Genomic DNA, 23,210 nt, shown 5'->3' with positions numbered 1-23,210 from the left:
TTCTCGATGAACCGACGCACTGTACTGCAAAGTCTGCCCGCGCTTGCGGCGCTGTCGCTACTTTCGGCATGCTCGCGAAACAAGGCAGCGGAAAATATTCCTGCGAAAGCGACGGTCCGGGCGCTGAACAAGCCAGCTGAAGAATGGCGCGCGTTGGTGTCCCCCGCGGCCTATAAGGTATTGTTCAAGGAACAGACGGAACCCCCGGGCAGCAGCGCGCTCAATCGCGAGGACCGCCCCGGCACTTATCTTTGCGCCGCATGTTATTTACCGCTGTTCGATAGCGCCAATAAATATGAAAGCGGCACAGGTTGGCCAAGCTTTACTCAACCCATCGAAGGCCATATGGGGACAAAGCGGGATTACAAGATGGTCCTTCCCCGGACGGAGTATCATTGCGCCCGATGCGGAGGCCACCAGGGCCATGTGTTTAATGACGGGCCGCTTCCACGAGGCGAACGGTGGTGCAACAATGGCGTGGCGCTCCGGTTTGTATTGCGCAATGAACCTCTACCTCCGCTCAGGAGTTGAGCGAGTCGAACATGCCTGGATTTTGTGTAAGCGGGAAAACCCTGCATCTCCCTGCCGCGCGAGATATTGGAGGGCCTGTTGGAGGCCGCCCGAGGGCGCTTCTAGGTGGCCTGTTACTAGGACTAGGCATCTTGCTGAGCGCGTGCGAACAGCCGGGGGACGGCAGCCAGCCTATTGCTGCTGGCCCCGCTGGCCCGTCCGGTGCTGCTTCCTCTACAAATGTCGCAATCTTCGCCGGGGGATGTTTCTGGTGCACCGAAGCCGATTTTGACAAGGTTCCGGGCGTGATTTCGACCACCTCGGGGTATATTGGTGGTACCGTGCCCAACCCCACCTATAAACAGGTCTCCGCCGGGAAAACGGGGCACATTGAAGCAGTGCAGGTGCGGTTCGATCCTGCAAAAACCAGTTTCATTAAACTACTGGCCGCGTTCTGGCCGACTATCGATCCGCTGACACCAAATCGGCAGTTTTGCGATAGCGGTTCGCAATATCGTAGCGCAATCTTCTACTACAACGAGGACCAGAAACGGCAGGGTGAGGCGTCCAAGGCCGAACTCCAGTCTTCCGGGCGCTTTTCCCAGCCCATCGTCACCGATATTCTCCCCGCCACCGAGTTTTATCCCGCGGAGGATTACCATCAGGATTATTACAAAAAAAATCCCATCCGCTATTCATATTACCGCAGCAATTGCGGCCGCGACGCGCGCCTGGCGGAAGTGTGGGGGCTCTCGAAGAAGTAGCGCCAGAGCCTCCCCGGGACCCGCTGTAATATCCGCTCCAGAATCGCGCCAGAGCCCAGCCTGTCAGCCTCAATGACCGCGCCCGGCCCTGGTTTTGCACCTGTCACAGGTCTCGGCAAGCCGCCGCGTCAGGGCAGCAGGCAATCCCGGCAACATCTTCGATGCCGGTCATATGGGTGAGTCAACGCTCCCGGGAGATCCGGCTTGCCGTACGGAGGAGGGGCCTTCAGTCTGTAGGGGCTACGGCCGGTTCAATCAGGGTCGCGGATGTTTAACGGATGCTTAGCGGATGATTAGCAAATGCTTAGTGGACGCTTATTTGACATTATGCAAGATTGGGCTCGCAGTGGAACCTGAGGCCGGTTTTGCGCTTGAGCCCGGATCTGTCGCCTTAAGGTCCCGCCGGCTTTCGATTTCGGTGGCCGTATCCTTTCCTTCCTTTGCGGGATCCTTGGGCTTGGTTGGCTTGGCTTTTGTCGACTTGGCCCTGGCCTCCTTCGCCTCTTTGGCTTCCTTGGCTGCTTTGGCGGAATCCACTTTGGTCTGCAACTCCTCCAGCTTATCGTATTTGGCTTTGAGGTTGCTGCTCAACGCAGCGTAGCTCCGATACTCGTTTTGCATCTGGGATTGCAACTGCGTATGCTGGACGCTGAAAGAGGCGCGCATATTTTCCAACTGCCGTAGTTTTTCCTCCAGCAGGCGCCGGTTGTGTGTGTTATTTTTTGCCTCGACGGTTTTGGCAGCCAGGGTAACCTCCTGGATTTTCTGGTTCAGTTGCTTGAATAGCTGAGCCACATTGTTCGCGGCGGCACTATAGCGCCGGAGATGCAGTTCCATGGTCTCGTAATCCGTCAACCGCTCGCCGATCGGCCGCGAGGTCAACTCGGACACATCGGCAGCGGGCGCTGTCGCCTGTCCCATCGGTTCCGCTGGCTCCACCCTTTCCGCCGGTTCCGCGAGCGCGCTGGATAAGCCCGTCACAAATACCAGAGCAATCAAAGCAGCGTTGCCTGCTAACGAACTTCCAACGTCCCGAATCATTGATGATACTCCTGAATTATTTATTATATAGAGGTGGCGCTTAACTGAATCTTTCCGAATGGTATACCCGCAGGCAACTGCTGAACAGTCCCATCCGGCATGCGGGTGATCGCATCCGGGCTATTGCCGGGCGCGAGTATAGGCTAAACTGGGCAGATGCAAATATGGGGCGGGTTTCCGCCGATCGGGAAATGACGGCTTCGAAAACCATTACTGGAAAATTCATCACCCTGGAAGGGATAGACGGCGCTGGCAAAAGCACCCACCTGCACTGGTTCGAAAAGGTATTGCGCGACAAAGGTAAAACCGTGGTGGTAACCCGTGAGCCTGGTGGGACGCGGCTGGGCGAGGCCTTGCGCCAGCTTCTGCTTGACACCGGGCAGGCCATGCACGCCGAAACCGAGGCGCTGCTCATGTTCGCGGCCCGGCGGGAACACCTGGATAAAGTCATTATGCCTGGGCTCGAGCGGGGCGATTGGGTGATTTCCGATCGTTTCACCGATGCCAGCTTTGCATACCAGGGTGGCGGAAGAGGGCTCGCAGCGACGAAACTGGCCGAGCTCGAGCACTGGGTACAGGGAGAGTTTCAACCTGACCTCACCTTTTATTTCGACGTCGCGGTAGAGGTAGGCAGGCAACGAACCAGCGCCATCAAATTAGCCGACCGGTTCGAAAAAGAAACCGATACTTTTTTTAACCGCGTGCGGGAAGCGTATCTGGAAAGGGCACGGCAATTTCCCCAGCGCATACGCGTCATTGATGCCAACCTGTCCCTCGTGGAAGTTCATAAACAGCTTGATGAAGTATTATTAAAGCTTTGTGATGATTACGATTTATCCATGGCAAACTGAGCTCTGGCGCAAGCTCGCAGCTGGTTCGCCGCCGGCTCACGCCCTGCTGCTTCGGGGTCGTAAGGGGCTGGGCAAGCTTGCTTTTGCCACTTATTTAGCCAAATCGAGATTGTGCGAGCACCCCTCGGCTACGGGTGATGCATGCGGGAACTGCCCGAGTTGCCGCTGGTTTGATCAAGGCAGCCATCCCGATTTCCGCTTGGTCGAGCCTGAAGCCATCTCCAAGAAGCCGCAAAGGCTTGAGTCGGGAGAGGGCAACCCGGACGGCGGCGGGGATCCCAAGGGCGCCGCGGTTTATGAAAACGATTCGGCGATGGAAGAAACGGGAGCTGAATCCAGCGGGGCGAAATCCAAAAAAAAACCCAGCAAACAAATTGGTGTCGAGCAAATACGCGATCAAAGTGATTTTATCAACACATCCAGCCATCAGAATGGTTACAAAATTATCGTAATTCATCCGGCCGAAGCAATGAACCCTTCCGCGGCAAATGCCCTGCTCAAAAACCTGGAAGAACCGCCGGCGCGCACCCTGTTCATTCTCGTGACGCATCACTCGCAACATCTGCTGCCCACGATACGCAGCCGTTGCCGTCAAATCGGAATGCCCGCGCCTACTCCCGCTGCCGCTATTGAGTGGCTCAAACAGCAGCGGGTCGGAGATGCCGAAACCTGTCTCGCTTTCGCCGGTTTCGCACCATTGGGGGCACTTGAGTTCAACGACGACAAATACCTCCAGCAGCACCAGGCATTCATCAGGCAAATCAGCGCGCCCGAAAATCTGGACATTATTGCATTGGCGGATGTGATGCAGAAAGCCGACCTGCCCACGGTGGTCAACTGGCTGCAAAAATGGTGCTATGATCTAATGAGTTTTCGCACTGCCGGGAAAATCCGATATCACCTGGATATGCTTGCCACAGTAAAATCACTGGCGTCGAGCATCGAACCTCGCTCGCTCGCGACTTACTCGCGCCGCTTGGCTGAAACACATCAGTTGGCAGGTCATACGCTAAATTCCCGGTTATTCCTGGAAGAAATGCTTCTTTCCTACGTCAAAGCGCTATCGCCCGCACGTCGCGCCTGAGGCCTGTCGTCTGAGAGTGGATTCGCCCGTTTCTTTAATTTCTGCGCGTGGTTCAGTCATGTTTATCGACTCTCATTGTCATCTCGATTTTCCCGATCTTTCCAGCAACCTTGACGAGGTTCTGGGGAAAATGCGCGAGAACCAGGTCAGCCACGCACTCTGCGTAAGTGTTAACCTGGAAGATTTCCCGCGCGTGCGCGCGCTGGCGGAAGCCCATCCTAATTTGTTTGCCTCTGTTGGAGTTCATCCGGATTACGAAAACCTGACCGAGCCGCAGGCTGCGCATCTGGCCTCCCTCGCTGGCCATCCCAAGGTCATCGCGATTGGCGAAACCGGGTTGGATTATTTTCGCCTCAAAGGCGATCTGGAGTGGCAGCGGGAGCGTTTCCGCCAGCACATCCGTGCTGCCCGGCAGTGCGGCAAGCCGCTTATTGTCCATACGCGCGCAGCTGCCGAGGATACGCTGCGTATCATGGCCGAGGAGGGCGCGGATAAGGTCGGCGGAGTCATGCATTGCTTTACAGAAAGCTGGGACGTCGCCCAACGGGCGATCGAAATGAATTTTTATATCTCGTTTTCCGGTATCGTTACCTTCAAAAATGCGGTGGCGCTGAAGGACGTGGCAAGGCGAATCGAACTGGGAAAAGCGCTGATCGAGACCGATTCTCCATACCTTGCGCCGGTGCCACATCGCGGCAAGACCAACCAGCCCGCGTTTGTCCGGTATGTCGCGGAAGAAATAGCGACACTGCGCGGCATCGCCGTGCATGAAGTTGCTGAAGCCACCAGCGCCAATTTCTTTAATTTGTTCAAGGCAGCGAAAATATGAACCCACCAAGAAAATCGTTTTTACTTGCGGGTCTGGCGCTCGTTGCCAGTCTGAGCCAGCCGCCGGTTGCCGTGGGCGGGGTCTACGAAGATCTGCGGGGAGCGGCCGAACAAAATCATACGAGCGACATCGCAAAACTGCTCGCAAAGGGCGCGGATCCCAACACCCCGGACGAAAGCGGCAATACGCTGCTGATGATCGCCGTCCGGAATAACAATGCCGAACTGGTTGACCTGCTGGTGAATGCGGGCGCCAAGCTCAACCTGCGCAACAGGCACGGGGAGACCGCCATTATGCTTGCCAGTTACAGGGGTCTCGGGAATATTGTGGAAACCTTGTATATCAATGGCGCAGAAATCAATCACAAGGGCTGGAACCCTTTGCTTTACGCAGCCAGCGGCGGCCATGCGAGGATTATCGAGTTGCTGCTCGAAGGTGGCGTGCCGGTTAATGCAACCTCGGACAATGGAACCACCCCCCTCATGATGGCGGCGCGCGGCAACCATGTGGCAGCCACCAAGGTTCTGCTGAAGAACGGCGCGAACCCAAACCTGAGGAACGAATGGGGCAAAAGTGCATTGGACTGGGCTTTGAGTAAAAAAAATACCGACCTCGCGGAGTTATTGAAAAGCAACGGTGCCCAGTAACAGTCGCGTACGATCCGGGGCGGTTATTGTCGGGTCGTCAGGTTGTTTCAGGATGGCGATCAATTATTGGGAATGCGCATGAGCGTTATTGGCCTCAATCACTATAATTTGCGCACGCCGCGCCAGTTGATGGAAAAACTGAAAGAGTTTTATTGCAGCGTTCTCGGCCTTGTGCAAGGCCCGCGGCCATCGCTCGGAAGCTTCGGGTATTGGCTTTACGCCGGGAGTGAATGCGTTCTGCACCTGAGCGAGACGGCCCCTGATGAGCTCCGTCCCACGCACACGGCAACCACTCTCGACCATGTTGCCTTTACATGTACGGATCGACCGGAAATGGAGGCGCGTTTGAAACTGAACGATATCGAGTTCCGTACGGGTGCGGTGCCTGCGCTGGGGATTACCCAGTTATTCCTGCAAGACCCGGCGGGAAACGGTATCGAGTTAAGCTTCAAGGAACCTGTGAACAAGCCGTAAGACCTGTTCCGGATACCGTAACGAATAATGGAACTGATATTCAGCACTGAAGCACTTTTCTTCGTGGCTGCAACTGCTACTATCGCTACGGAGTGTACTCAGGAACGCGACGGCTTCGGGAATCGCCCGTTACCAGGGCCGGCACATCGCCGAGATTGCGAAGAAGCTTGTACTGGCACGAGTTCATGCTGAAACCGTCGTTTAAAAAACGAGCCCTGCTATGCCGAGCCCTGCAGTGATGAAAGCGCTCAGGAATAAGGTCGCCATTGTCACCGGCTCCTCCCGGGGAATCGGCGCTGAAATAGCCCACACTCTGGCGGGGGCGGGCGCGAAAGTCGTCGTGAATTACACGGTCAATCGAAAAGCGGCCGAAGCGGTCTGCGCCGCAATTAACCAGGCAGGCGGCGAATCGCTGGCGGTAAGAGCCGATGTCAGTCACTCCGTGGAAGCTCGCATACTGTTTGATGCCGCTATCGGGCGCTTCAATCGCGTGGATATCCTTGTCAATAACGCGGGCGTGCTTCTTTCCCGCAGGATTGCCGATATCACCGATGAAGAATTCGATCGGGTGCTGAGCGTAAATACGAAAGGTGTTTTTTATACCCTGCGGGAGGCCGCTACTCGGCTCGCGGATGGGGGGCGCGTGGTCAGCATGTCCAGTACCGTTACCCGGTTGATGCTCGCGAATTATGGCGCTTATGCTGCAAGCAAGGGAGCCGTCGAGCAACTCACGCGCGTCTTCGCAAAGGAAGTTGGGAAACGTGGCATCACTGCCAATATCGTTTCGCCGGGCCCAGTCAATACCGAAATGTTCCTTAACGGAAAGAGCGAGGAAACGATCAAACGTATGGCAAACATGTCGTTTCAGGGTCGCGTGGCTGAGCCGGAGGATATCGCCCGCGTGGTGCTCTTTCTGGTGAGCGACGAGTCTGGCTGGGTAACCGGGCAAAACATCAGTGCCAGCGGCGGCGCTGCCTGAGATGACCTGAAGCGAGGCGGGCTGCGACTAGCGACTGGGCCGAAGCGCAAATTTCCGAAGCATCCCATCCCCGGCGCGGTAGTGAGATTACCGATGAAGCAGTGTAACCTGTGCAGTCGTCTCAACCATGACCCGGCTCGCTCCAGGTCTCGCGGGTGTTTCCACCCCTCGTATTCCCTCGGATTTCACCTGATCCATCGCCATGCAGAAGTCTCTCATCTGCATGCAATCCCGCGTCCACTCTCCCGGTTCCGATTCGTTTATCGCGTTTTCCAGCGTCGCGGCGGCGGCGGCCCAATACCCGTGTGCCATCTCCACCATGGCGATTTTGCATCGGGTAACTTGGGCGGGTGGCGCCGCCATCAAAATTTCATGCATCGTTTTCATGATGATTCTCCTGACTCAGACCAAGCTGCTCAAATGCCAATACCAGCGTGCTCTATATTACTTTGACTACAATTCGCCGATTCGGTGCCACAATTATCCAGTATTTCGACGTTTAGACCGTGCCTGAGCATCCAGGCGCTTGTCGGGGGGGTGACAAGATAAATTTTTCATTTTCAATTAGTTAAATATATATCTTCATCTTTCACATTAATATTAGCGCTCTATCGCCAACTGAAAAAAAATTTTGAAGTAAAAAATAGTTAAGGTCGCTGCGACAGCACTCCCGACAATTGATCAACGATCATCTCCTTGCCGGGAATCAGCTTGATATCAGATATAGAGCCATAGCCCAGACAAGATAACCATGGATTTGAGAGTGCTGTACAAGTTATGGTTACCCTGGCTGGAATATTCAAATAAGGTGGCGGATAGAATGTATCGCGCCGTACGGCACCGGTCTCCAGCAACACTGTATATCGGTCCAGCTCGACGGGCGACGATGGAAATTAAATGTTCGGCGCGTAACCGTTCACGTAGCGATCTCAACCGTTATTCATCCAAGAAAAAATCACGGAAATGAATCCTTACCTGATCTTCAAGGGCCGATGCGAGGCAGCCTTCAAGTTCGATGAGCAGAGCCTGGGCGGTAAAATAGAAATGATGATGACGCATGGCCAATCCCATGACGGAAGAATCCTCGCCCGAGTCGGGCGGTAAAATCATGCACGCGTGTATCAAAGTGGGCAATAACCTGCTGATGGGCTCGGATGGACCGGCCGGGTGCAACGAGGAAGCCAAGGGCTTCTACATTTCGCTGGGAATAGAAGATCCTGACGAAGCGGAGCGGCTGTTCCAGGTGTTGTCGCAGAATGGGACAGTGCACATGCCGATGCAGGAAACCTTCTGGGCCGTCCGTTTCGGCATGCTCGTCGATCAATTTGGCACTCCCTGGATGGTGAACTGCGAGAAACAGAAATAACGCAGGTGTACGCTTGCAGGAAACGGATCTCAAGGATCCGACAACACGGGCATGCTGCGGAACTGCCGCAGGATCACCATCGGTTCAGGTCAACTCCAGATCCCGCGTATCCGCCAGCGGCACACGCGCTGGCAGCGCATCCGCCAGATGGGCCATGACCCGTTCCGCCGTCAGCCTGTAAGTCGTCAGTTTGCCGCCGTAAACAGTAAGCAAACGGGTCGTGCCGGATTGCTCCCGCCGGTGGAGATACAGGACTGTTTCGCGCGAACGGGCATGCAGGGTGCCGGCCTCGCCCTCGGTTCCATTCCTGCCCGATGGCAGTACCCGCAAACCGGCGATGGCGTCGCGGATGGGCACTCCGGTTCGATAGCGCGGGAAATAGCGGCAAAGGGTTTCCATCAGGTAGGCAATCTCACTCGGAAGCGGCGCGACATCCCCCGGATTGCCCTGGAAAATTAATTCAGTTGTCCCCACCAATGTATTTCCTTTCCAGGGCATCACAAACACCACGCGCCTGTCCTCTGCTTCCACATAATAAATTCCTTGTGTGAGCTTGCCGGGCAGGAGAAGATGGGTTCCCTGCACCAGCTCGATCTCGAGCTGTGGCGGTGCGGGTGTAATCCGGCTTAATACTTCCTGTGCCCACGGTCCGGCTGCATTAATCAATACTGCGGCCCCACAGGTTTCGGTTTTTCCGTTATGGCGGTATTCGATAGCGTTGGTGGGTTCATCGAGCAGCGCGCCGGTGAATGTGGCTGGTATCTTGAGTTGCGCCCCCAGTCGCTGGGCCGAACGCATCACCGCGTTCGTCAGCGCTGCATCGTCGGTTTGAGCGTCGTAATACTGAAACACGGCTTCAAGGTCCGTCGTCTCCAGTCCATCGAGATTTTTCCATTGGCTTTGCGGAATGCGGCGGAAGCGCATTGCTGGGCCGCCACCACCTAGCAGCCGGTAAAAACTCAACCCCACGTACAGCATCCACGGCCGCCGCGCAGTATCCCGGTACACGGGAATATAAAATGGCCGGAGCTCGACCAGGCCGGGCGCCAGTTTCAAGAGGAGCGAACGTTCCTGCAGGCATTCGCGCACAAGGGAAAACTGGCGGCTTTCCAGATAACGCAGGCCGCCGTGGATAAGCTTGCTGGAGCGGCTGGAAGTGCCGCTCGCAATTGCCGTCTGCTCGAGCACCATGACCGATAATCCCCGCGCCGCGGCCGCCTGCGCGATACCGGCGCCGTGGATACCACCGCCGATCACTACCACATCGAAGGTTTCTGCCATTCCTGCGACCCTTGGAGTGTCTTTCAATCATTCCAGAGCCTACCTGTATCCTCAACACGCCGCAATGCTCTGCGCCTGACCACAAAGATGTAAGCCGATTTTTTTCATACTGTTGACACATACGGAGGCTATAACAGCAACTTGATGTTATTGTTGATATGAGGACTTCCAAAATGAATTTCATTCAAGAAACCTCCGTTGCCGTGCTCGGCATCTTCAACCACGCGCAACTTGCGCTGCTCGCCGCTTTGCAGGTCAATCCTGCGCCTGAACCTGAAACGAAGGGAATGCTGGTCGCCGCTCTGGCGCTGGTATGTGCAATTGTTCGCCGCGGGAAAGGCGCAAATTGATTAAATCCAGTAGCAATTGCGTCCTGGTGGGTTGAAGCAGGGTTAAAAATCGCTATCCTCGCCCAGGGCCGGGGTGGTCAGAACAATTTTTCCGATATGTACGCCTGACTCCAACAGCGCGTGCGCCTTGGACGCGTCCTCCAGCCGAAAAGTCCGGAAAATTTTAGGCCTCAGTTTTCCCTGCCGCAGCAGCGGCCACACCTGCTGCTCCAGTTCCTGAGCAATCTGGGCTTTTTCCACCACACTGCGGGGCCGCATCAGCGACCCGGTATGCGTAAGCCGTTTGCTCAGCATCGTCATCAGGTCAAGCTCCCTGGCAGGTCCATTCTGCACGCCGATCTGGATAATGCGGCCATTCAGCGCGGCCGCCTGGTAGTTTCTGGCAACGTAATCTCCCGCGACAATATCCACTATGACATCCACCCCTTTGCCACCGGTAAATTTTTTGACTTCCTCGACAAAATCCTGAGTTCGGTAATTGATGGCCAGGCTGGCTCCCAGGGCAAGGCACGCCTTCCCCTTCTCCTCCGAACCGACGGTGACGGCCACGGTGGCGCCGAAGACCTTAGACAGCATCGTGGCGGTGGTGCCAATACCGGAGGCGCCGCCATGAATCAGTACCGTTTCCCCTGCTTGGAGCTTGCCGCGTTGAAAGAGATTGGCCCAGACCGTGAAGAAGGTCTCCGGCAACGCCGCCGCCTCCCCCAGACTCACTGCGCCGGGAACTGGCAGGGCGTTGCTTTCATGCGCGACGCAGTACTCCGCATAGCCGCCGCCGGGAACCAGCGCGCAAACCTTGTCGCCCAAATGGAAGCGTACGGTTCCATCGCCCAGTGCCGCGACTTCACCGGCGATTTCGAGTCCTGGAATTGTGGAGGCGCCCCGGGGGGGCCGATATAACCCGCGCCTTTGCAACACATCCGGACGGTTAATCCCGGCCGCCGCAATTTTTACCAGAATTTCGCCGCTCGCTGGGCGGGGTATTGGGTGTGATGCAGGGACCAGCACCTCGGGACCGCCGGGACGGGCGATGTCGATCGCCTGCATCGTTGCCTGATGGACATCCGATTTGTAAGCCATGCCTATTCCTGCTATAGGTTAACTAGTGGTGGTGGAGAAAGCAGTAACATCGGCCGCAAAGTTCGGGCGGGACCACTAGACCGCCACCACCACCCACTGTGGCGCCACGTCCTCCCCCAAAAAGAGTGGCCAGGTTTCCAGCCGATTAACCACAGAGGGACCGCGGGTGGGAGTCATACTGACGTATAGGGGTTAACCACGGGTTCAAAAATATTGTCGGTTCCAAATATCGAGGTGCGCTATGAAAATTCTCATTGTTCTGACGTCTCACGACCAACTCGGCAACACCGGAAAAAAAACCGGCTTCTGGCTGGAAGAATTCACCACGCCCTATTACATATTGAAGGATGCAGGAGCGGAGGTCGCGCTGGCCTCGCCTAAGGGCGGTGAGCCGCCCATTGACCCGATAAGCGACCTGCCCGAAAATCTTACCCTTTCAACAAAACGCTTTCACGCCGATATTGCTGCACAGGCTGAACTCGCCAACACCAAAGCGCTGGCTCAGGTTTCGGCAGAAGACTTCGATGCGGTGTTTTATCCGGGAGGGCACGGCCCGATGTGGGACATGCCCGACAACACGGTCTCCATTGCGTTGATTGAAGCTTTCGACAAAGCCGGCAAACCCATCGTGGCAGTTTGTCATGGCCCGACCGCTCTCGTCAACGTGCGGGGGAAAGAGTGCGATTATATGATTAGAGGAAAGCACGTCACGGGCTTTTCCAACGAGGAAGAAGATGACGTGGGCTGCAGCGAAATCGTTCCCTTTTTGCTGGAAGACGGATTAAAGGAAAGGGGAGCCGTCTTTAGCAAGAGTGACAACTGGGCTCCTTACGTCCAGGTGAATGGCCAGCTGATAACCGGACAGAACCCGGCCTCTGCTGGCCCGGCAGCGGAAGCGCTGCTGCAGTTGCTGCATGCCGACTGAAGTGCTGCACCGAAGGATCGTGTGTAACCGGACATCCCTGCCATGTGGAGCATATGGAGCATAAGGAGCTAACAGGCGAGGGGGAGGGGGAGGCGCCGTTACGTGCTGACGACTGCCTCTCCTGAAGAGCTTGGCACTGGGAAGCACCCCAAAAACCGGGAGGTTCAGCGTGGATAGCGGCGAATGGTATTTTAATGTGGGCTACGTAGAGCTGGGGTATGCGGCGTTGGTGGTCGGCATTTACGTTGCCTTGCATTTTTTCGCCCGGCTCAAGCGTGTTTTCGACCTTTCGTCCCACGCGACCGACGAGAAAGGCATATTGCTGGGCCTGCTAGGGTTAGCCATCGTACTTTTCATCATAAACCGGGTACTGGGCGATCTCTGGTAGTGCCAGAACACCTGCTAAATAAGCCCATGGAATAAACCCACCGAATAAACCCACCGATCAGCCCGCCCGAATAAGCCCATGGGCAGTTACGGTGCGCTGTCAGCCGGCTCCGCGCGGTCTCATCCGAGGACCGGGGAGGCGAACTTGAATTAGCATGTTCCAGAATTTCTAGGTGCCCGATCCAGTACGATGGTAGTTGGCGGTCATGAACTGGTGCCACGTTCCGTCATCGCCCAGCATGTGTGACGTCAGCACCCGATGATCATCGCTTTTAAATTCGATCACATCCTTGTATTTCCCGAGCTTCCCTTCCGCAGTGAAGCTAGGACCCTCGGCATTGAGCGTGAGCACTTTCTCCGACGCATCCAGGGATCCATCGTATATCCAAAGGTGAGACATCATGGAGCCAATCCAGGTGCCAACGACCCGTCGTTTCTGCGGGTCGTACCCAAGCGTCATCACCGTAACCGCGGTGCCCCCTGTGTCGCCAGCGTCGCACATCTGGCCGCGTCCCTCGCACTGCACCCAGAAGCCGCCTATCGACCGCACGCTTTCCGATCCGGTAAACTTTTCCGCTGGCTTATCGGGCCCCATTATTGCCTCTACCTCGTAAGTCCATTCGCCGACAAGTTTTTGCAGCCATTGGTGTTCTTTCTCGGGCTTGAACTGCATGAGCATCTCCTGTTTGTGCTAAGAACTGAAATTGTAACGTCTTCGGCTGGAATGGAAAACCCGCCCCCACGCAAAGTGCCATGCCGCTAACAGATGAAATAGTCGTCAAACCGCGGCCTTTCAAGCTCTCGCATATATTGGAACGAGAACCCCGGATAAATGCCGATGATTTTCCCCGACTCGGTTTTGTACCAGCTTCTGCAATCGGCAGCCCATACCGATTTCCGTAGTATCTTCTGTAATTCCTGGTTATACCGGTCCATGGCCGCGGGCTTCACGACAAGATAGCGTTTCCCCTGCGTCCCGAGTTCCTGGATGCATCGCAGCGTATAGTTCACCTGCGCTTCTATAAAAAGGATTGCGGAGGTGTGCCCTTGTCCGGTGTTCGGACCAAGAAGCATAAAAAAATTGGGGAAACCTGCGACCGTTACCCCGCGATACGCTTCCGGCTCACCTGCCCAGGCTTGCTCCAGCAGGCATCCGTCCAGCCCTTCTATTCTCATCGATGTCAGCACATGTCTCACGTCGAACCCGGTCGCGCAGACAATCGCATCCACGTCACGCCTGCCCTCGTCGATGGTGACGATGCCGGTTTGATCGATATGATCAATCGGTGTAGTAATCAACTCCACGTTGGAGCGGGTTAGGGCAGGGTAGTAGTCATTGGAAAGCAGGACCCGCTTGCACCCGAAGGGATAGCCGGGCCGCAGGGCATCGCGCAATTTTTTGTGGGGCACCTGACGGCGCAGGTGAATCTCGGCCAGCGCACGCCCCACCCTCGCCATCAAACTTCCCGAATTGAAGGACAGCCGGTTCAGCTCATGGAACCAGTAGAGAAACGACCGGTGGGCCCGCGCAATGGGCCCTATCCGAAACAGCGCCTTTTCCCAGGGTGCATATTTATGGCTCAGCCTGGGGATGATCCAATTGGGAGAGCGCTGGCAAACATAAAGCTTGGCAACCATGAGGGCGAGGCGAGGGATATCTGCACCGCGCTGGCTGCGGTACCGATCACCGCAACGCGCTTGCCCTCGAAGCAGTAGTCATGATCCCAGCGAGCAGAATGGAACAGGCGGCCCTTATATTTATCCAACCGGGGAATAACCGGGTGACGCGGCTCGCTCAGTGGTCCTGCACTGCATACGAAAAAGTTGGCTGTCAGTTGATGGCCATTTTCAAGTTGCAACAACCACAGTCCGCGTTGAGCATCGAATCGCGCCGCGGTCAACGTAGTGTTCAATCGAATGTGCGAGAGAAGGTTGAACTTTGCCGCAAATCGCGCCAGGTATCGGTGTATTTCACGTTGCGGCGCGTACGCCTGTGACCAGTCGGGATTGAGATCGAATGAGTACGAGTAGAGATGGGAGCAGACATCGCACTCTGCCCCCGGATACGTACTATCCCACCAGGTGCCGCCAATCCCCGCGGACTTTTCGACAATGACGAATGACGTTATTCCTGCCCTGCGCAGCGCGCTGCCCATGCAAAGGCCCGAGACGCCGGCCCCAAGGATCACGACATGACACGAACTGCTGCATTGCCGGTCTTTATCGATATTTGCGCTGGATTGCATGAGTTTGGCTTATTTCCTCCAGTTTTAAAAAAGGTCGGTGGTTTGGTTGCATTTTAACCCTTGCACCGGCGATTGTTCTCCGCTGACCGGGGCTATGGCGTTAAGCCTCACTCCTTTTTTTCTCAGGCATTCGGAAAGGACGCATCAAGCAGTAGGCATTCACCGCTTAAGACCGCACTCGTAATCGATGGTCTTTGCGATTACGCAAAATATCGACGTGGTGAATGAAAGCAGAACCGGAAAGGGTGGCGCAGGAGGAGGTGGCGGCTGGCGGCCCGCTGCCTCCAATAGCATCTGAGGAGTATTGCGCGCAGGAGGTGGCGGCGGGACCAGAGATATCAATACGAGTGAAGTGCTCGATTCATTCCTGCGCATGGAGCGTTAGCCATCGGCCATCACGCAGCGGCGGGATAATAAAACCAACGGCGGTCCATCGCCCGATCTCAACCAGCCTGAAAAAGAAGGAGGGAATAGGGCGTTCTTTCATCCCTCCTCAAAAGGAAGCTCGAGGTGTGTACTGACATTAACCGCACTTATGCTGCATACCGCTTTACAAGTAACCCACACGACCGATTGGTAGCAACTCGAGCATCTTTGATTTATTATTTGCCGGGATCGCGCATCTCATCAACTACTGGCTGAATCTTTTCGGCATGTTCGAGATGTGAAGCAACTGCAGCACGCACCTTGACCAGCAAGGCCTGCAATTCTTCGTTTTTTGCGTTGGGTAATAATTTCTCGTCTATCAAGTTCAGTACTTGCTTGTGAAACACAATCTCGTCCTGGATATAAGCCTTGTTGAAGAGCTTGCCATCCAGCTTGCTGAGTCGGTCCAGATTCTTTTGGCCATCTGATCTAACACTCTTGCTCACGACATTTTCCTCTGGCGTAACCTTCAGCTTCGTGACAAGTGCCGTTGCCTCCTTGATAACACCGGAGTGATCGGCAATCATGCGGTGGGCGAATGCTTTAACTTCCCGATTGGATGATTTCGACTCGGCCAGCTTGGCGGCGTTGATATCGACCTCATTAGCAGCCACCGCAATAGCGGCAATCTGCGCGTCATCCAGCTTAGCCGGGGCGGCAGCCACTTCAAATGTTGAAATAAATAAAGCGATAGCGAGAATAAATGAATTTTTCATTGGAAACCTCTTAAAGTTAATTGGAATTCGCCTCCCGAAAAGTGGCGAGCCACCCCGCCCTTATCCGTCAGCCACAGGGTTAGTGAAAGAAAGCAGGCAACTCAGCCACTAATTCAGTGTTCGACCAAGGATTCTCGCTCAGCTGTCACTCTTTGCCCTTCGTGCCGCTATTTCGTCGACTCAGTTTTTCCCATGCTTGCGCCAGTATGATTTCTGCGCTCGTTTGCTGTGCCAGCTTCGTCACTCCGTGGCGCCTGAGCAATTGATAAACGGTGGATGTCGAAACTGGCCTACCTATGCATTGTTCAAGTTCAGCCTTCAATTCTGCAATAGACAAGGTACCGGGATCTTTTGCCTGGGCGATGAAACGCGCCAGGAACTTCACCTCTTCAGCCAGGCTCATCCGTGCATGATTTCGCAGTTCCTTTTTGCTTCTGATCTGTAACGCACCGGTTTCTATTCGCTGAAACTGTGTCCTGAGCTTTCCCGTACGGCTCTTGGATAATCCAATAACCGTAGCCGTCTCTTCAAGCGATAGCCCAAACTCCAGGGGGAGGAGCAGTGCCTGTGCAGCACGCAGGGCATCCACAGTTTTGGCTGATGCGATTCTCTCCTTTGCAGCTTTTACGAACTCTCGTCCCGTAGGAGGTCTAGCCATTTTTCACGCCCAATCAAGTTAAGATTATGAATAGCAGCCGGTCTCACCGGAATTCAGTTTGATCCCAAAATTGATCTCAGCGGACGCATCCGCTCAACTCGAGCTCAGTATGAGACCGGGGGCCCTGTAACCCATTGACAGTCAGAGACGATGCACATTCCTCCGAAGTCTCTTAATCTGGGGTGAAGCATATTGATGATTTTCTCCGCCTGGGCTTCTTCACAGGCTATTACCATCACCGCGTTTTCATCCTCAAAAACGTAGTCATCCGGATCCCGCTCCCCCCGCGATCCAAGTCCCCCGGCCTTTTTGATGACCGTGTAGCCACGCACGTTGGCTTCCCGAAACAGTTGGATCACTTCTCTTAGCGATTCTTCGTCAATGACAATTTCAATCCGTTTCATCGATATTAAAATTTCTGGTCTTAATGCCATGATTTCTTCCCCCAAATGTTTACATGATGGTCTGGTATTGAGATCACTCTGGCAAGTATGAGACTTCTCCGGAGAACCCCAACGAGTGGCACATTCAATTGAACTGGCTTTGCCTTATCGCCGCTTTTCCCGGCGCCTGGCGGCGGTTTTTACAACCGCCGCCATTATTCTCCAATTTCCCGTTTAGGCCCCCGCCAGATACTGGGCAGCCGCGTAATAGGATGGAATGCCAACGACTACATTGAACGGGAAAGTACACCCGAGCGATAGAGTCAGGTAAAACGAGGGATTAGCCTCGGGTATCGCAAGTCGCATCGCGGGGGGAACTGCGATATAGGAACAGCTTGCCGCCAGCACCGTCACCAGGGTCACGCCACCTACGGAGTAGTGGAGATAGTAATGACCTAACAGAAGTCCGAAAAAAGCACCGATCAGTGGCATCCCTATCCCGAATCCGACCAGGAAGACACCAACCTGCTTGAACTCAGACAGTCTTTTCCCGGCTTCCATCCCCATGTCGCAGAGGAATATGCATAGCGCGCCCATGAAAATCAGTTCAAAGAACGGTTCGATCTTCTTGTAGCTGGTATCGGACACAGCGGCGCCAATCGCCATGGACCCAAACAGCAGCAGGATACTGCCATTGGTAAAGGCCTCTATGATCAGGTGCTTGTACATGCCTTTGTCCTGCTTTGTCGCCCCTCCCATAACCTTGCGAGAGTAACCGGCTAGTACCAGGCCAATCATGATCGCGGGAGACTCCATGATTGCCAGCATGATTACGGGGTAAGCTTCGTAGGTAACGCCGATGCCGCCAAGAAACGCGACCGCCGTCATGTACGTGCCCGCGCTCACGGAACCATAATGCGCCGAGATGGCCGCAGCGTTGAGCGGATCGATCTTGCCCAGGGCTCGCAGGATAATGTACGCAATGATAGGCAGTCCGACACCAAACGCGAGCGCTGCCCAGACTGCGGGAAGGGCATCACCCATATTGGAGCTGGCGAGCGCTTTGCCGCCATGAAGTCCGATTCCGATCAGCAGATAGATCACGATCATCTTGTGCATGTCAGGCGGAAATTTCAGATCCGACTTGATTATGCACGCGAACATGCCGAGGGCAAAAAAGAGTATCGCTGGTACGAGAAGACTGGAGATTGACATGGTTATACCCCTCTTTTAATAAAAGTGGCTGCCTGGACCCCATCATTTCCCATCCATGACAAAGTCATGGCAGGTAACGCTGGAACCAGTAAAGCCGGACGTGAATTACGCTGACGGGAAAGTTAACATACCGTCCGTCAAGGAAAGATTTTGTATCTGTGATCAATTTGTGAATGTTCAAACTGTTAAAAGTATTTAAAGTTGGCCATAAACCCAGCCTTCCAATTACGCTATTTCGTGCGTCGTCTTTTAACCAACAGGCGAATAAGATTCAGTTGGCATATTACCGGTTCAGCTCCCGCCTATTAGTAGAAAGGGGATGCGACGGACTAATCAGTGATGAGTTTTTGCCTTGGTAGAATTCCAAAGCGGTTGGGAGTTTTTTTAGCTGGCTTTAACTGGAAAACAGGGTCCGACCCTTATTATTTTTAAAAAAAAATTTAATTTTGGGACAGAAATTGCAATGGGGAGGGATCAATGGGGGAGGGAAAGACCACGGGTTGTTGAACATGATCTCAGGATGAAACGGGAGCAGAGTGAGCTACCACGTCTTTTCCGGGAACGTAGAAGGTAGGCGATGTAAATGGCGATGCAAAGGGAAAGGAACAGAGACAAGCAGAACGGGAGTACCGGGGGACAGTTCAGGAAGCAGAAGCAGGATAAATCGCTATTTCCATGTCTCTTATAGTCGAGACTAAGCCCGGACTCATCCGGGCGTCAGTGCTCTTCCTTCAGTTCTTCGCCCTCACGGGGGGCGAATGGTAATCCCTTACCTTACCTGCTTCGAGGAAAGGACCAGAGGGAAAGGGGCCAGAGGCTAAGAAGCAGCCCTTGCAGGCGGCTGATCCGCGGCGACGTAATTCGCACCTTCGTCCCCATCCAGATCAATCGCTCCCTCCTTGAACACGCGACTGGCGCGAATATCCTCTTGCTCGATAGTCATCAGGTCGATCTTCGACAGGTTTTTCTTCGCTCCTTCAAATAACCGATTGGCTTGACGCAATCGCGATCGATCAAGGGCATTGCGAATAGAGCGCGCGTTGGCGAAATGCTCCAGCTTCATGCGTAACCGGATATACTCGCCGAAGGCTTTTTCCCCCTCCGGGCTGAAGCGGTAATTCTGTCCCGCCAGCATGAGCTTTGCGATTGCAAGCAACTCATCAGCGCTATAGTCGGGGAAATCAATATGATGAGCAATCCGTGAACGCATGCCGGGATTGCTGTGGAAGAACTTGTCCATCCGGTCTTTGTAACCGGCCAGAATTACCACCAGGTCTTCCCGATTATTCTCCATTGCCTGCAAAAGGATTTCTATCGATTCCGCGCCGTAATCGCGTTCATTCTCGGGCTTGTAAAGATAATAAGCCTCGTCGATAAAAAGGACCCCGCCCATCGCTTTCTTCAATACTTCCTTGGTTTTGGGGGCGGTGTGGCCAATATACTGGCCAACGAGATCATCGCGTGTAACAGAGACAAGATGTCCTTCGCGAACATAACCGAGTCGGTGCAATATTTCGGACATGCGAAGCGCTACCGTTGTTTTACCGGTACCGGGGTTGCCGGTAAAAGACATATGCAGGCTGGGCGCGCCGGCTGTCATATTCAGTTTCTTGCGCACGCGATCAACGAGCAATAGCGCGGCAGTCTCGCGAATGCGGGTTTTGACCGGTTTCAAGCCGATCAATTCGCGATCGAGCTTATCCAGCACTTCCTTGATATTGGAAGCACGAAATTCGGCGTCCAGATCAACTGTATTATCGGAGGGGATAAGGTCTTCAGAGTCTGTTGTCATGTTTGATCCCCAACAAGTAACTAAGGGTATGTAATGCTTCGGTCTGTATTTTTTTAACTTACTTAATACAAAGGAGCTTATATAAAAGGGGGTCTGTAGCGCATTCGGCTTTTTTCAGGAAGCCGGTGGCAAGGGTGTTCAAATCGTTACCTGCGCTCCAGACCAACGCCCTTCCCCCAAAAAAGGGAAGGGCGCTTCCTTCGTTAGTACCGTTCGGCTTCGGGTTTATCCGTTGCGTAGGAATGAATCGTGTAACGAATGGCACGGCCATCCACTTCCTGGCGCACCACCCTAAAGCCCGGTTCGTTCTTCGGACGATTGACGATATAAGACATGGTGGGGCTTTCAACTCCCCGTGTCGAGTCAAACGCGGTTACCCGGATATAATGATTCGGGTACGTTTTGCGGCAATCGTTGATCTCAGCCAGGATACCGGCAGGATCCTTCAAATCGAACATCGGGTTGCCGAACATTTCCCAATAAGTGTTGCGGGGATGGGGATCGTCAGTGTACTCAATACCGACTGCCCAATTGTTTTTCAGCGCGTATTTGATTTGCGCGGAGATTTGAACGTCTGTCAACGGGGGCAGGAATGAGAACTGCCCCTGCGTGACACGGTTTTGAAAATTGGTCATCATGATTCTGTTTCTCCTAGGTACGATTAAACGCTCGCTGTCGTGGATGGCACGAAGTCGGCTGTATCGGTGGACTCGTAATTGAAGGTGATATCCTTCCAGGTATCCAGCGCCTGTTTGAGCGGCGTGCACCACTTGGCAGCTGCCTCAAGAATCTGGGGACCTTCTTTCACGTAGTCGCGGCCTTCGTTTCGTGCCATAACCATTGCTTCCAGCGCAACACGGTTGGCAACCGCGCCGGCCTGGATCCCCATCGGATGACCAATGGTTCCGCCGCCAAACTGCAGTATCACGTCTTCGCCGAGGTAATCCAGCAGCTGGTGCATCTGTCCAGCATGAATGCCGCCCGAAGCAACCGGCATGACCTTGTTCAGGGAAGCCCAGTCCTGTTCGAAGAACAGCCCAGTTTCAAGGCTCACGGGGGTATGCGGCTCGCGAAGGGTGTCGTAGAAGCCCTTGATCATCAGCGGGTCGCCCTCGAGCTTGCCAACCACCGTGCCGGCGTGAATGTGATCGACGCCTGCCATCCGCATCCACTTGCAAATGACGCGGAAATTCATCCCGTGATTTTTCTGGCGCGAGTAGGTTGAGTTCCCAGCGCGGTGCAAATGAAGAATCATGTCATGCTTGCGCGCCCATTTAGCCATGGACTGGATCGCGGTATAGCCAATCACCAGGTCAATCATGATGATGACTGAGCCAAGGGACTTGGCAAATTCAGCCCGCTCGTACATCTCTTCCATTGTACCGGCGGTGACGTTCAGGTAATGGCCCTTGACTTCGCCGGTCGCGGCCGAAGCCTTGTTGACCGCTTCCATACAGTAAAGGAAACGGTCACGCCAGTGCATGAAGGGTTGGGAATTGATATTCTCGTCATCTTTCATGAAGTCCAGACCGCCCTTCAGGCCTTCGTACACAACGCGTCCGTAATTGCGGCCGGAGAGGCCCAGCTTCGGTTTGGTCGTTGCGCCCAGCAGAGGCCTGCCGAACTTGTCGAGACGTTCGCGCTCCACCACGACGCCGGTCGCGGGACCCTGGAATGTTTTCAGATAAGCGACGGGGATGCGCATATCTTCCAGACGCAGCGCTTTCACAGCCTTGAAACCGAATACATTGCCGATGATCGAAGCGGTCAGGTTGGCGATGGAACCCGGCTCGAACAGATCCAGATCATAGGCGATATAGGCAAAATACTGGGCTTCGTTCTTAGTTCCCGGACCCGTATTTGGCACTAGTTCTGAGCGATAGGCCTTGGCACGGTAGAGTTCGGCAGCAGTCAGCCGATCGGTCCATACCACGGTCCAGGTCGCGGTGGAAGATTCGCCGGCTACAGCAGCGGCGGCTTCCTCATGATCTACCCCTTCCTGGGGTGTAATACGGAACAGGGCAATAACATCGGTATCCTTCGGAACATAGTCCGAATCCCAATACCCCATTTTCTTGTACGGAATTACGCCGGACTTGTAGCGCTCTTTGCCTTTTATTTCTTGGCTCATGTGGTTCTCCTTGTGACGGTAGATAAAGGTGAAACAGGAGAGATTGTAAACCGAATTATCATAAATACAAGTCACATGTTTTGATTGTTATGATAACCTTTACCTTATGAACATCCACAATCGATCGCCTCGGAAGCCATGCTGCACGTTACGCTAAGGCAACTCAAAGTATTCGAATCGGTTGCCCGCCACTTGAGCTTCTCGCGCGCGGCGGAGGAGCTCTTTCTGACACAACCCGCCGTTTCGATGCAAATCAAGCAACTCGAGGACAACGTGGGTTTGCCCCTGTTTGAACAGATGGGCAAGAAAATCTACCTGACGGATGCCGGAAACGAACTTTACCACTACAGCCGTGCCATCTCCCAGCAACTGGCCGACATGGAGCTCGCGCTTGACGAACTGAAGGGGCTGGAACGGGGAAAGCTCAATATCTCCGTCGTCAGCACTGCCAATTACTTTGCGCCGCATCTGCTGGCAAAGTTCTGTCAGCGCTACAGTGGCGTTACGGTAAGTCTTCACGTTTCAAACCGCGAAACCGTGCTGAAGCAACTGGCCGACAATCTGACCGATCTCGCGATCATGGGCCGCCCGCCGGGTCATCTTGACATCGCCACCCAGTCGTTCATGGAGAACCCCCTCGTGGTGGTTGCGCCGCCAGGTCATCCATTATGTTGCGCTCGCGAGATTCCGGTCAAAAGACTGGAGCAGGAAACTTTTCTGGTGCGGGAGCCGGGTTCCGGCACGCGCAGCGCGATGGAGCGCTTTTTTACCGCACACCATATCAGCATCAACAGAGGCATGGAAACGGACACCAACGAAGCCATCAAGCAGGCGGTACAGGCGGGGATGGGACTTGCGATCATGTCGCTGCATACCGTAGAGCTGGAGCTGGAGACGAAACGGCTCAAGGTGCTCGATGTACAGGATTTTCCCATCATGCGTCATTGGCATGTGGTACATCGCAAAAACAAGCGCCTTTCAAGCGCCGCGCGGGCATTCAGGGAGTTTTTGCTGACCGAGGCGCGTCAGTTAATGCCGGCGATAACGTCCGCAAAAAGCTGAAAAACGCACACAG

The 23,210-nt window shown here is 54.6% G+C and carries 27 protein-coding genes; 13 read left to right on the top strand and 14 right to left on the bottom strand.

The genetic code is table 11. The features are described 5' to 3' along the window. Positions 1–6 precede the first annotated feature (6 nt). Both msrB and msrA read left to right on the top strand, forming a co-directional pair. Positions 7–531, top strand: coding sequence for a peptide-methionine (R)-S-oxide reductase MsrB (gene msrB, locus R5L00_RS14425; RefSeq protein ID WP_107693148.1), 525 nt, complete (start codon positions 7–9; stop codon positions 529–531). Between the two features lie 11 nt (positions 532–542). Continuing rightward, positions 543–1,274, top strand: coding sequence for a peptide-methionine (S)-S-oxide reductase MsrA (gene msrA / locus R5L00_RS14420; protein ID WP_317652474.1), 732 nt, complete (start codon positions 543–545; stop codon positions 1,272–1,274). A 315-nt stretch (positions 1,275–1,589) separates the two neighbouring features. On the opposite strand, the gene R5L00_RS14415 is transcribed toward msrA, so the two are convergent. Beyond that, a complete protein-coding gene (locus tag R5L00_RS14415; protein WP_317652472.1) occupies positions 1,590–2,315 on the bottom strand; it encodes a hypothetical protein in 726 nt (241 codons plus the stop codon). A gap of 191 nt (positions 2,316–2,506) precedes the next feature. Between R5L00_RS14415 and tmk the strand changes: the two genes are divergently transcribed. From tmk to R5L00_RS14385, 6 genes are all read left to right on the top strand, one after another. After that, complete coding sequence (gene tmk, locus R5L00_RS14410) at positions 2,507–3,166, top strand: dTMP kinase (protein ID WP_107693483.1); 660 nt, start codon at positions 2,507–2,509, stop codon at positions 3,164–3,166. Continuing rightward, positions 3,138–4,250, top strand: a complete 1,113-nt coding sequence (gene holB / locus R5L00_RS14405) for a DNA polymerase III subunit delta' (RefSeq protein WP_317652471.1) — start codon at positions 3,138–3,140, stop codon at positions 4,248–4,250. The genes tmk and holB overlap by 29 nt, the downstream gene beginning before the upstream one ends. A gap of 58 nt (positions 4,251–4,308) precedes the next feature. Then, complete coding sequence (locus tag R5L00_RS14400) at positions 4,309–5,079, top strand: TatD family hydrolase (RefSeq protein WP_317652469.1); 771 nt, start codon at positions 4,309–4,311, stop codon at positions 5,077–5,079. Beyond that, positions 5,076–5,726: an ankyrin repeat domain-containing protein gene (locus R5L00_RS14395; protein WP_317652468.1), complete on the top strand. Its 651-nt coding sequence runs from the start codon at positions 5,076–5,078 to the stop codon at positions 5,724–5,726. Before R5L00_RS14400 ends, R5L00_RS14395 begins: the two co-directional genes overlap by 4 nt. Positions 5,727–5,804: 78 nt before the next feature. Continuing rightward, a complete protein-coding gene (locus tag R5L00_RS14390; protein ID WP_317652467.1) occupies positions 5,805–6,200 on the top strand; it encodes a VOC family protein in 396 nt (131 codons plus the stop codon). A gap of 220 nt (positions 6,201–6,420) precedes the next feature. Next, positions 6,421–7,179, top strand: a complete 759-nt coding sequence (locus tag R5L00_RS14385; RefSeq protein WP_317652466.1) for an SDR family oxidoreductase — start codon at positions 6,421–6,423, stop codon at positions 7,177–7,179. A gap of 87 nt (positions 7,180–7,266) precedes the next feature. Here the strand turns inward: R5L00_RS14385 and R5L00_RS14380 are convergent, their stop codons facing one another. Next, positions 7,267–7,566, bottom strand: coding sequence for a hypothetical protein (locus R5L00_RS14380; protein ID WP_107693154.1), 300 nt, complete (start codon positions 7,564–7,566; stop codon positions 7,267–7,269). Between the two features lie 670 nt (positions 7,567–8,236). Here R5L00_RS14380 and R5L00_RS14375 point away from each other — a divergent pair. Beyond that, positions 8,237–8,545 carry a VOC family protein gene (locus R5L00_RS14375; protein ID WP_317652465.1) on the top strand — a complete coding sequence of 103 codons (309 nt, stop codon included), beginning with the start codon at positions 8,237–8,239 and terminating at the stop codon, positions 8,543–8,545. A gap of 84 nt (positions 8,546–8,629) precedes the next feature. Here the strand turns inward: R5L00_RS14375 and R5L00_RS14370 are convergent, their stop codons facing one another. Then, positions 8,630–9,826, bottom strand: a complete 1,197-nt coding sequence (locus tag R5L00_RS14370; RefSeq protein WP_317652464.1) for a glycerol-3-phosphate dehydrogenase/oxidase — start codon at positions 9,824–9,826, stop codon at positions 8,630–8,632. Between the two features lie 173 nt (positions 9,827–9,999). On the opposite strand from R5L00_RS14370, the gene R5L00_RS14365 reads away from it, so the two are divergent. Beyond that, positions 10,000–10,176, top strand: a complete 177-nt coding sequence (locus tag R5L00_RS14365) for a hypothetical protein (protein WP_181320463.1) — start codon at positions 10,000–10,002, stop codon at positions 10,174–10,176. A 42-nt stretch (positions 10,177–10,218) separates the two neighbouring features. Here the strand turns inward: R5L00_RS14365 and R5L00_RS14360 are convergent, their stop codons facing one another. Next, the gene (locus tag R5L00_RS14360) at positions 10,219–11,256 is read right to left on the bottom strand and encodes an NAD(P)H-quinone oxidoreductase (RefSeq protein ID WP_317652463.1); all 1,038 of its coding nucleotides are present in this window, start codon (positions 11,254–11,256) and stop codon (positions 10,219–10,221) included. Positions 11,257–11,497: 241 nt separating this feature from the next. On the opposite strand from R5L00_RS14360, the gene R5L00_RS14355 reads away from it, so the two are divergent. Both R5L00_RS14355 and R5L00_RS14350 read left to right on the top strand, forming a co-directional pair. Further along, complete coding sequence (locus R5L00_RS14355; RefSeq protein ID WP_317652462.1) at positions 11,498–12,181, top strand: type 1 glutamine amidotransferase domain-containing protein; 684 nt, start codon at positions 11,498–11,500, stop codon at positions 12,179–12,181. A 169-nt stretch (positions 12,182–12,350) separates the two neighbouring features. Further along, on the top strand, positions 12,351–12,569 hold the full coding sequence (locus R5L00_RS14350; RefSeq protein WP_107693157.1) for a hypothetical protein: 219 nt from the start codon (positions 12,351–12,353) through the stop codon (positions 12,567–12,569). 168 nt (positions 12,570–12,737) lie between these two features. Here R5L00_RS14350 and R5L00_RS14345 read toward each other — a convergent pair whose 3' ends face one another. The 10 genes from R5L00_RS14345 to R5L00_RS14300 all read right to left on the bottom strand — a co-directional run bounded on the left by R5L00_RS14345 (position 12,738) and on the right by R5L00_RS14300 (position 22,135). Then, entirely contained in the window at positions 12,738–13,241 is a 504-nt protein-coding gene (locus R5L00_RS14345; RefSeq protein WP_107693158.1) for a DUF1579 domain-containing protein, read from the bottom strand. An 86-nt stretch (positions 13,242–13,327) separates the two neighbouring features. Beyond that, positions 13,328–14,026, bottom strand: coding sequence for a hypothetical protein (locus R5L00_RS14340; protein WP_317652461.1), 699 nt, complete (start codon positions 14,024–14,026; stop codon positions 13,328–13,330). Positions 14,027–14,148: 122 nt separating this feature from the next. Next, positions 14,149–14,814, bottom strand: a complete 666-nt coding sequence (locus R5L00_RS14335; RefSeq protein ID WP_317652460.1) for an NAD(P)/FAD-dependent oxidoreductase — start codon at positions 14,812–14,814, stop codon at positions 14,149–14,151. A gap of 602 nt (positions 14,815–15,416) precedes the next feature. Then, positions 15,417–15,956 carry a DUF4142 domain-containing protein gene (locus R5L00_RS14330; protein ID WP_317652459.1) on the bottom strand — a complete coding sequence of 180 codons (540 nt, stop codon included), beginning with the start codon at positions 15,954–15,956 and terminating at the stop codon, positions 15,417–15,419. Between the two features lie 145 nt (positions 15,957–16,101). Further along, positions 16,102–16,614, bottom strand: a complete 513-nt coding sequence (locus R5L00_RS14325; RefSeq protein WP_317652458.1) for a winged helix-turn-helix domain-containing protein — start codon at positions 16,612–16,614, stop codon at positions 16,102–16,104. Between the two features lie 104 nt (positions 16,615–16,718). Next, positions 16,719–17,048, bottom strand: a complete 330-nt coding sequence (locus R5L00_RS14320; protein WP_317652457.1) for a P-II family nitrogen regulator — start codon at positions 17,046–17,048, stop codon at positions 16,719–16,721. Between the two features lie 183 nt (positions 17,049–17,231). Next, a complete protein-coding gene (locus R5L00_RS14315; RefSeq protein WP_107693162.1) occupies positions 17,232–18,212 on the bottom strand; it encodes a sodium-dependent bicarbonate transport family permease in 981 nt (326 codons plus the stop codon). Between the two features lie 817 nt (positions 18,213–19,029). Further along, positions 19,030–20,004, bottom strand: coding sequence for a CbbX protein (cbbX, locus tag R5L00_RS14310; protein ID WP_107693163.1), 975 nt, complete (start codon positions 20,002–20,004; stop codon positions 19,030–19,032). Positions 20,005–20,207: 203 nt separating this feature from the next. Further along, positions 20,208–20,642, bottom strand: a complete 435-nt coding sequence (locus tag R5L00_RS14305; protein WP_107693164.1) for a ribulose bisphosphate carboxylase small subunit — start codon at positions 20,640–20,642, stop codon at positions 20,208–20,210. A 23-nt stretch (positions 20,643–20,665) separates the two neighbouring features. Next, complete coding sequence (locus R5L00_RS14300) at positions 20,666–22,135, bottom strand: ribulose-bisphosphate carboxylase large subunit (RefSeq protein ID WP_107693165.1); 1,470 nt, start codon at positions 22,133–22,135, stop codon at positions 20,666–20,668. A 138-nt stretch (positions 22,136–22,273) separates the two neighbouring features. On the opposite strand from R5L00_RS14300, the gene R5L00_RS14295 reads away from it, so the two are divergent. After that, on the top strand, positions 22,274–23,197 hold the full coding sequence (locus R5L00_RS14295; protein ID WP_317652456.1) for a LysR family transcriptional regulator: 924 nt from the start codon (positions 22,274–22,276) through the stop codon (positions 23,195–23,197). Positions 23,198–23,210: the final 13 nt, after the last annotated feature.

Source organism: Nitrosospira sp. Is2 (genome assembly GCF_033095785.1).
Classification (GTDB): domain Bacteria; phylum Pseudomonadota; class Gammaproteobacteria; order Burkholderiales; family Nitrosomonadaceae; genus Nitrosospira.
The sequence above is the reverse complement of the archived record's forward strand: the minus strand, read 5'-3'. Positions and strand labels throughout refer to the sequence as shown.